The 8,102-nt window shown below is 67.5% G+C and carries 9 protein-coding genes; 3 read left to right on the forward strand and 6 right to left on the reverse strand.

What is annotated here, in order from left to right; genetic code table 11:
* A partial coding sequence (locus AC2VOU_RS04490) for a potassium channel family protein (protein ID WP_486956267.1) occupies window positions 1-930 on the forward strand: 930 nt, incomplete at its 5' end.
* A 4-nt stretch (window positions 931-934) separates the two neighbouring features.
* Here the strand turns inward: AC2VOU_RS04490 and AC2VOU_RS04495 are convergent.
* Window positions 935-1,711 carry an S-methyl-5'-thioadenosine phosphorylase gene (locus AC2VOU_RS04495; protein ID WP_486956273.1) on the reverse strand — a complete coding sequence of 259 codons (777 nt, stop codon included), beginning with the start codon at window positions 1,709-1,711 and terminating at the stop codon, window positions 935-937.
* Between the two features lie 38 nt (window positions 1,712-1,749).
* Between AC2VOU_RS04495 and AC2VOU_RS04500 the strand changes: the two genes are divergently transcribed.
* Window positions 1,750-2,622, forward strand: coding sequence for a 1,4-dihydroxy-2-naphthoate polyprenyltransferase (locus AC2VOU_RS04500; RefSeq protein WP_486956268.1), 873 nt, complete (start codon window positions 1,750-1,752; stop codon window positions 2,620-2,622).
* Window positions 2,623-2,722: 100 nt separating this feature from the next.
* Here AC2VOU_RS04500 and AC2VOU_RS04505 read toward each other — a convergent pair whose 3' ends face one another.
* Window positions 2,723-3,064 carry a DUF4229 domain-containing protein gene (locus AC2VOU_RS04505; protein WP_486956269.1) on the reverse strand — a complete coding sequence of 114 codons (342 nt, stop codon included), beginning with the start codon at window positions 3,062-3,064 and terminating at the stop codon, window positions 2,723-2,725.
* Between the two features lie 47 nt (window positions 3,065-3,111).
* Here AC2VOU_RS04505 and AC2VOU_RS04510 point away from each other — a divergent pair, with 47 nt between their 5' ends.
* Window positions 3,112-3,273, forward strand: coding sequence for a hypothetical protein (locus AC2VOU_RS04510; protein WP_486956270.1), 162 nt, complete (start codon window positions 3,112-3,114; stop codon window positions 3,271-3,273).
* A 29-nt stretch (window positions 3,274-3,302) separates the two neighbouring features.
* On the opposite strand, the gene AC2VOU_RS04515 is transcribed toward AC2VOU_RS04510, so the two are convergent.
* The 4 genes from AC2VOU_RS04515 to AC2VOU_RS04530 form a co-directional block, all read right to left on the reverse strand.
* A complete protein-coding gene (locus AC2VOU_RS04515; RefSeq protein ID WP_486956271.1) occupies window positions 3,303-4,586 on the reverse strand; it encodes a MinD/ParA family ATP-binding protein in 1,284 nt (427 codons plus the stop codon).
* Window positions 4,587-4,684: 98 nt separating this feature from the next.
* Entirely contained in the window at window positions 4,685-5,725 is a 1,041-nt protein-coding gene (gene ccsB / locus AC2VOU_RS04520) for a c-type cytochrome biogenesis protein CcsB (RefSeq protein ID WP_486956272.1), read from the reverse strand.
* A 22-nt stretch (window positions 5,726-5,747) separates the two neighbouring features.
* Entirely contained in the window at window positions 5,748-7,274 is a 1,527-nt protein-coding gene (resB, locus tag AC2VOU_RS04525; RefSeq protein WP_486956274.1) for a cytochrome c biogenesis protein ResB, read from the reverse strand.
* A gap of 47 nt (window positions 7,275-7,321) precedes the next feature.
* Window positions 7,322-8,083, reverse strand: coding sequence for a cytochrome c biogenesis CcdA family protein (locus AC2VOU_RS04530; protein ID WP_486956275.1), 762 nt, complete (start codon window positions 8,081-8,083; stop codon window positions 7,322-7,324).
* Between the last annotated feature and the right edge of the window lie 19 nt (window positions 8,084-8,102).

Here is an 8,102-nt window from a genome sequence, read left to right on the forward strand (position 1 = left end):
ATGACCACCACCGGCTACGGCGACTTCAGCTTCGTCAACCAGCCCACCTGGCTGCGCACCTTTTCCACGATGTTGATGTTCAGCGGTGTCACCACCACCGCGCTCCTGGTCTCCTTTGTGGCCGATGTCCTGCTCTCACGCCGTTTCGTTTTCGCGTCGGCGCGGCCACGGGTCCGCCACCTGCGCAACCACGTCGTGGTAGTCGGGCTCAGCGGGCTCGGCATGCGGGTGGTCCAGGACCTGACCAACACAGGACACGACGTCGCGGTCATCGAGCGCGACGAAGATAACCGGTTCCTGACCGCGGTGCGCGATCTCGACGTGCCGGTGATCTTCGGTGACGCCACCCTGCGCCAGACACTGCAGGCCGCCCGGGTCGACCGCGCCCGGGCGGTGGCGGTGCTGACCCGCACCGACATCGTCAACATCGAGACCGGCATCGTGCTGGCCGAGATGCTCGGCAAGAAGACCGCGACTCGGGAATACTGGACCGACATTCCGCTGGTGCTGCGGGTCTACGATCGCACGCTGGGTTTGGCGGTGGCGCAGCGGTTCGGCTTCGAGAACGTCCGCTCCACCGTCGAGCTGGCGGTGCCCTACTTCATCGGCGCGGCGATCGGACTGCAGGTGCTGGGCACGTTCTCGGTGGGCCAGAGTTCGTTCGTGGTCGGCGGAATGCAGGTGGCCGCCGGCAGCGAGCTGGACGGACTGCGGATGTACGAGCTGTCCAACCTGGCCCGGGTCATCGCGATAGTGACGTCCAACGGGCTGCTCAAGCTGCACCCGCGCCGCGACGCCCGGCTGCACGCCGACGACACCGTGTATCTGGTCGGCCCCTACCGCGAGTTGATCGACACGCTGCGACGGGGCAGGCCGCCGCGGGAGCCCAAATCCGACGACAGCGGCACAGCGACGGCAAAAGCCGGCTGAGTTCTCACGCGTTGTCGAACGGCAGCGACATCCCGGTGTGCGACAAGCACTCGGTGCAGGTGTGCTCGGCGCCGACCCGGCCGACCGCTTCGCGGACCAGCCTTTTGAACGGCTCGATGTTCTTGGCGAATTCCCCGATCACGTCGCCGACCCTTACCCCAGCACCCGTCTCGATACCGGCATCCAAATCTGTCACCAAAGCGATTGCCGCGTAGCAGATTTCGAGCTCCCGGGCTAGTACCGCCTCGGGATAGCCGGTCATGTTGATCAGGGTGAAGCCCGCGGCGGCAAACCACTGACTTTCCGCTCGGGTGGAAAACCGGGGCCCCTCGACGACCACCATGGTGCCGCCGTCTACGACTTCCGGCAGCCCGGCGGCCGCCGATCGCAGCGTCGGGCAGTAAGGATCGGCGAAGGCCGCATGCGCCGCGCCGGTGTCGAAGTAGGTGTCGGCACGCCGACGGGTGCGGTCGACCAGCTGATCGGGAACCACGACCGCGCCCGGTTCATGATTGGTGGTCAGGCTGCCGACCGCGCACGGCGCGAAGATCCGCCGGACACCGAGTGCACGCAAAGCCCACAGGTTGGCCCGGTAAGGCACCTGGTGCGGGGGATAGCGGTGGTCGACGCCGTGCCGGGGCAGGAAGGCCACCTCGTGTTCACCGATCGATCCGACGGTGACGGGACCGCTCGGCTCGCCGAATGGCGTGTCCAGGCTGACGCTGCGGGCAGCCGAGTCGAAAAAGCTGTAGAAGCCGCTGCCGCCGATCACTCCGAGCATCTGGTCATTGTCGCCGACCGGCATGCAACGATCGGGAGGTGGCCAGTCTTGCGCAGTGGATCGCCGGTGCGCGACCACGCACCCTCCCCAATGCCATCGCCCCCGTGCTGGCCGGTACCGGCGCCGCCACCTGGGTGCACGCCGCCGTCTGGTGGAAGGCCTTGCTGGCGCTGGCCGTCGCGGTGGCCCTGATCATCGGGGTCAACTTCGCCAACGACTACTCCGACGGCATCCGCGGCACCGATGACAACCGGGCCGGGCCCCTGCGGTTGGTCGGCTCGCGGTTGGCCGCACCGCGGTCGGTGCTCGCGGTGGCCCTGGCCAACTTGGCGGTCGCGGCGGTGGCCGGGTTGGCGCTCGCACTGACCAGCGCGCCCTGGCTGATTGCGGTCGGAGCGCTGTGCATCGCCGGGGCATGGCTCTACACCGGCGGCTCGCGGCCCTATGGTTACGCAGGCTTCGGCGAGGTCGCGGTGTTCCTGTTCTTCGGCCTGGTCGCGGTGCTCGGCACCCAGTACACCCAGGCGTCGCGGATCGACTGGGTCGGGGTGGTGCTGGCCGTGGCGACCGGCGCTCTGTCATCGGCGGTGTTGGTAGCCAACAACTTACGGGACATCCCGACCGACGCCGAGTCTGGCAAGATCACGCTGGCCGTTCGATTGGGCGACAAGGGAACCCGCTTCTTCTACCAGTTGCTGCTGGCCGTCGCCGCAGTCGCGACCCTCGCGCTGACCATGGCGACGCCGTGGTGTGCGCTGGGCCTGCTCGCTGCCCCGTTGGCGGTGCGGGCCGCACAGCCGGTGCGCACCGGCCAGATCGGGCCGGCATTGATCCCGGTACTGCGCGACACTGGCCTGACGATGCTGGTCTGGTCGATCGCGATGGCGGCGGCGTTGACGCTGACGGGCTGAGCAGACTGGGGCCGCCGACCGCCGACTGTGCAGCTTTTGGAGGGATACCAGGGGCATTCACCCGCGTTTCCTACACACTCGGTGAGCGCTCAGCGTGGTGTCAGCCCGGCGCGTCAGAGGCCTCCGAGCCGTCGTCGGCGGGCGGCTCCTCGCCGCGCAGCCGGGCGCGCAGCTGTTCGCGGTCCTGACGGCGGCGCGCGCTGGCTTCTTCGAGGCCGGCGGTGGCCCGTCGGCGCAGCGGGGCGAACAACCACATACCCAGCGGCATGGCAATGACCAACCCGAACAGCAGCGCGACGACGACCGGAAACTCGTGCACCCCGAGCGCGCGGCCGATTCCGAAGATCACCCCGGTGAGTGCGGCCACCAGAACCAGCCGTGCAATGACATATAGCAGCACGCCGGCGAACGCGCGGCCGGCCGAGCTCTCTCCGTTTGACACACTGCGAGCCTAGGTCGCCGCGTATATTCAGACCAAGGAGGTGTTCAGTGCTCTACCTGCTCCTGGTCTTCGTTATCGGATCGTTGGTCTACCTCGGCGTGCGCGCGGCTCGCGCTCAGCTCAACCGACCGAAGAGCCGCGTCATCGGACCCGATGACGATCCGGATTTCTTGTGGCGCTTGGGCCACGGTGACAGCAACCCGCGTTGATGCGCGAGCCCGGTGTGCCCGAGCTAAAGCTAAATGAAGTGCTCGTTGGATCGGCGCTGATCGCTCGGAAAGCCGTCGGCCACCACGGCCGCCAGCTCGATGAGCGCTTCGCGGGTGTCTCGCTTCAGCAAGTCCAGGTCGATCTCGGCGCCTTCTTCGAGGTGCGGGTCGAACGGCACCAATCGCACTGCGCGACAGCGCCTGGAGAAGTGGTCCACCACTTTCTGCATGTCGACCTTGCCTGACCGCGGCCGTACCGCGTTGATCACCGCGATCGAGTTGCTGACCAGGTCTTCGTGTCCGTGCGCGTCGAGCCAGTCCAAGGTGGCCGAGGCGCTGCGGGCCCCGTCGATCGAGCCCGAGCTGACCACAACGAGCGCGTCGGCCTTTTCCAACACCGCCGTCATCGCCGAGTGCAAAAGCCCGGTGCCACAGTCGGTGAGCACCAGCCCGTAGAACCGTTCGAGGATCTCCAACGTCTTGGCGTAGTCGTCGGCGCTGAACGCCTCCGACATTGCCGGATCACTGTCCGAGGCCAGCACTTCGAGCCTGCTGCGGCCCTGCGAGGTGTAACTGCGGACGTCGCTGTAGCGCTCGATACCCTCGGCGTCGCGCAGCAGGTGACGCACGGTGGCCGGGGTTTCCAGCGGCACTTTCTGGTTCAGCGTGCCCCGATCGGGATTGGCGTCGACGGCGATCACCCGGTCGCCGCGGATCGAGGCGAACGTCGCGCCCAGCGTGGCGGTGATGGTGGTTTTGCCGACGCCGCCCTTCAGCGACAGCATCGCGATCCGGTAGCAGCCCCGCAGCGGCCTGTTCACCTGAACGGTGAGCTCGTTGTAGCGCATCGTGCGTGGGCTCTCGCCGACGTTGATGAGTTGCCCGGACAGCGTGTAGAGCAAACGGCGCCAGCCCTCAGTGGGCGCCGGCTTGACCTGGCGCAGCAGAGTGCTGGTAGACAGCTCCGGGTACCGCGTCGGCGCGAGGTTCGACCCCGAGGCTGCCACCTGGCCGGGTGACCCGGCGGGCGGGCCACCATAGTTGCCGTAGACGCGGCGCGGGGCATTCGAAGATTCCACGACCCGGGGCATGCCCTGGTACGGCGTCTCGGCCCAGGCGCGCGGCTCGGCGCGGGTTTCCGGAAGCGGCGCGTGCTGGGTCGCGCCCTCGGCGAACCGACGCTCGGTGCGGAATCCGGCGAACGCCCGGGTCGCCGGCTGGGCGGCCGGTGGCGGTGGCGATTGCGGCGGCAGCGCAGTAGTCGGATTGTCTCCGCGGTCTGCGTTCGCGTCGTGCGTCGGATGGTCAGACACGTGAAATATCCCCTCGTTGCAACACTCGGGTCGCTAGTTGTCGAACAATGCTAGTGCTCGAACATAGCTCAGCGCCCTTAGAACCCGCTGAACTGCGCTTATCCGACCCCGGCGTAGGAGTGCAGACCGACGGTGACCAGGTTTACGAAGAACAGGTTGAACACCATCGCCACGAAGCCGATCACGTTGATCCAGGCCGCTTTGCGGTCCCGCCAGCCCGCCGTCGACCGGGCGTGCAAGTACGCGGCGTAGACCACCCACGCGATGAATGCCACAGTTTCTTTGGGATCCCAGCCCCAGTACCGGCCCCAGGCCTCCTCGGCCCAGATCGCCCCGAAAATCACTCCGAAGCCGAAGACCGGGAACCCGAAGATCGTGGTCCGATAGGCGATGCGATCCAGCGTGCGGGCATCGGGAAGACGCTGCACGAGCTGGGCAAACTTGCCCCGCGCGGCTGGCTCACCCAGCCCGGAGGTGCGCAGCAAGAACAGGATGCTGGCCACCCCGGCGACCATGAACACACCCGAACCGAGGCTGACCACCGACACGTGAATCGGCAGCCAGTACGACTGCAGCGCGGGCATCACCGGGGCGGCGTTGGTGTAGAGCCAGCGTCCGGACACGGTCAGCAAGATCAGCACCGGGAGCAGCAGGAACACCCACAGCGGACGGTATTGCGGACGCCGCAACACGATCGCGCCGGCAACCAGACCGCAGAAGCAAGTCAGGTTGATGAACTCGTACATGTTGCCCCACGGCACCCGCTGGGTGGCCAATCCGCGCAGCACGATGCAGCCGAACAGCAGCCCGATTCCGGCGTATACCAAGAACAGGCCGGCCCGCCCGACTCGTTCGTCGACCGGGCGGCGCGGGGGCGCGGTCACCACGCCAGGGGTGGCACTGTCCGCCCGACGACGATGCGGGTCGCGATGGTCCGGGGCGGGGGTCCCCCCGCTTGCGGGGGCGAGTCGGGCTGTATCCCCGCCCACTCCGACCATTTCACGGTCGGAGTGCCGGCTGCGGGTGTAGGCGAGCTCGACCGCCAGCAGCAGCAGCGCGACAACCATGATGACCACCGCCGAGGTGAACGCCCAGTCGGAGTTACGCGCCAGTCCGAGGTGGATATGGGTCGTATTCATGGGCGCCAGTCCTCCATTCCGGCTACGCCGGTGTCATCGTCGTCGGCGCTGCCAGCCCGGCCTGGAGGCGCTCGACAAGCCGCTCGAATTCGTCACCCCAACCGGCGTTGTCGGTTCGCGCCAAACCGCCTACCTGGACATTCACCGTACCCGGCGTCGTCGTCTGCAGCCGAACCCAGACCCTTCGCCGGCGCACCAGCAATGACACCACGAGCCCGGCCATCATCGCCATCGCCGACACCAGCACCCAGACCTGGCCTGGGTCGTAGGAGACCTGCAGGTTGACGAACGGCACCGCGCCGTCGAAGCGCACCACCGTGCCCGCCGCGGGGCCCTGGTCGATGCGCACCTGCTGACCGGCACGCAAGTTGACCCGCTTGACCCGGGTGATCCGGTGCTGGTCGACGAGGCGTGGATCGAGGTTGTACAGCGATTGCGGCCGGCCGCTGTCCAGGCCGGTGTCGCCGGAGTAGATGTCGATGGCGACCGCGGGCGCGATGAGCGCGGGGAAGCTCGACGAGAGCAGCGTGCCTTCGAGTTGCTCGGTCGGTGCCAGCAACCCGGTGATCGCGATCTGATGTTGACGGCGCGCGGCGGCGTTGGGATAGGTACCGGCAGGCGGGTCGATGCGCGCGACGCCGGAGGACAGCAGCGTCCGTGGGTTGTCGGGTCGCCACTGCACGGTCGAGGTGCGGACCTGGCCGTCGGGGAAGATGACGCTGAATGTCGGCGCATAGCCGTGGCCCTGCAGGTAGACCCGGTCGCCGGCGACCCGCAGCGGGTGGTTGACCTCGAGCCGGTAGGGCCGCCAGCTTCCGCCGCTCAGGTCACGGCCCGACTGATAGTCGATGTCGGCGGCGAACGACGTGGCCTGCCCGGACGGTAGGTACTTGGCTTTGAAGTCGTTGACGCGCAAGCAGATTGGATGCAAAGAGGTGCCGTCGACGGTGTTGCCGGCCCGAAACGAGTCGAACGCCGCCGGCGATGCCGAGCAGAACCCCGGGCCGCCGTCGGCGATCACGACGACATTGCCTTCGTAGCCGAACAGCTTGCCGGCGGCGACAGCGACGAGCAGACTCAGCAGCGAGAAATGGAAGACCAAGTTGCCGAATTCGCGCAAATAGCCTTTCTCGGCCGAGATTTCGATATCTTCGCCGCGGCGGACGACGGTGCGCCAACCCCGCAATCGTTGCGTCATCGTGGTCGCCACGTCGTCGGCCTCACCGGCGATGACGGCGACGGCATGTTTGGGCAGCCGGGTCAGATTCCGGGGTGCGGGCACCGGGGCCGCCCGCATGCTGCGGGCGTGCTCGATCATCCGCGGGGTGAGACAGCCCAGCAGCGAGATGAACAGCAGGGTGTAGATCGCGGTGAACCAGAAGCTGCCAAAGACGTTGAATGCCTGCAGCTTGTCCAGCAGCGGACCGAGCTTCGGGTGGGCGGCCAGGTAGTCGTCGACCTTGCCGGCGTTGAGGCTGCGCTGTGGCAGCAGCGCGCCGGGCATCGCGCCCAGCGCCAGCAGGAACAGCAGCACCAGCGCGGTGCCCATCGACGTCAAGGCCCGCCAGGTGTTGCGGGCGTAGGCGATCGCCCGGTTCAAATCGGCAGCCTCACATCCGAGACGAGCCCGTCGCGTAGCCAGGAGATGAACTCATTCCAACCGCCGCTGACCAGGGCGATGCCCACAGCGATCAACAGCACGCCGCCGAAGATCTGCAGCGCCCTGGTGTGTCGGCGCAACCAGCCGAGCCCCGCGACCGCCGAGGCCGAGCCGAAAGCCAACAACACGAACGGGATTCCCAGGCCCAGGCAATAGGCGATCACCAGCACGACGCCGCGGGCCACGCTGGCGCCATCGGTCGCCGACGCGACGGTGACCACGCCGGCCAGCGTCGGACCCAGGCACGGTGTCCAGCCCAGTGCGAACACCGCGCCCAGCAGTGGCGCGCCGGCCAGCGTGGACAACTGCCGCGGCGCGAACCGCAACTGGCGTTGCAGCGCCGGAACATATCCCACGAACACCAGGCCCATCACGATGGTGATTATGCCGCCAACCCGTTGCAGCACAACCTGATTGGCGATCAGTGTGGTGGTCATGCCCAAGACGGCGACCGTGCCGAGCAGAAACACCACGGTGAACCCGGCGACGAACAACGCCGCCGAACCGGCCACCCGCCACCGCGCATGCGGCGGAGCGTTCTCCGCCTCGTCGACACCGACCACCGCGGCCAGATACGACAGATAACCCGGCACCAGCGGAACCACACAGGGCGAGGCGAACGACACCATTCCGGCCAGCACCGACACCGTCAGAGCGAGCAGAAGCGGACCGGCGGTGGCGGTTTCGGTGAGACTCATTTCTCGGCCGCTAACCTTT

Source organism: Mycobacterium sp. TH-M25 (assembly GCF_057473665.1).

What these genes read in the sequence shown, in the direction of transcription:
- AC2VOU_RS04495 (WP_486956273.1), bottom strand. Translation starts at nt 1,711, where the DNA reads ATGCTCGGAGTGATCGGCGGCAGCGGCTTCTACAGCTTTTTCGACTCG.
- ccsB (WP_486956272.1), bottom strand. Translation starts at nt 5,725, where the DNA reads ATGAATACGACCCATATCCACCTCGGACTGGCGCGTAACTCCGACTGG.
- resB (WP_486956274.1), bottom strand. Translation starts at nt 7,274, where the DNA reads ATGGGCACCGCGCTGGTGCTGCTGTTCCTGCTGGCGCTGGGCGCGATG.
- AC2VOU_RS04530 (WP_486956275.1), bottom strand. Translation starts at nt 8,083, where the DNA reads ATGAGTCTCACCGAAACCGCCACCGCCGGTCCGCTTCTGCTCGCTCTG.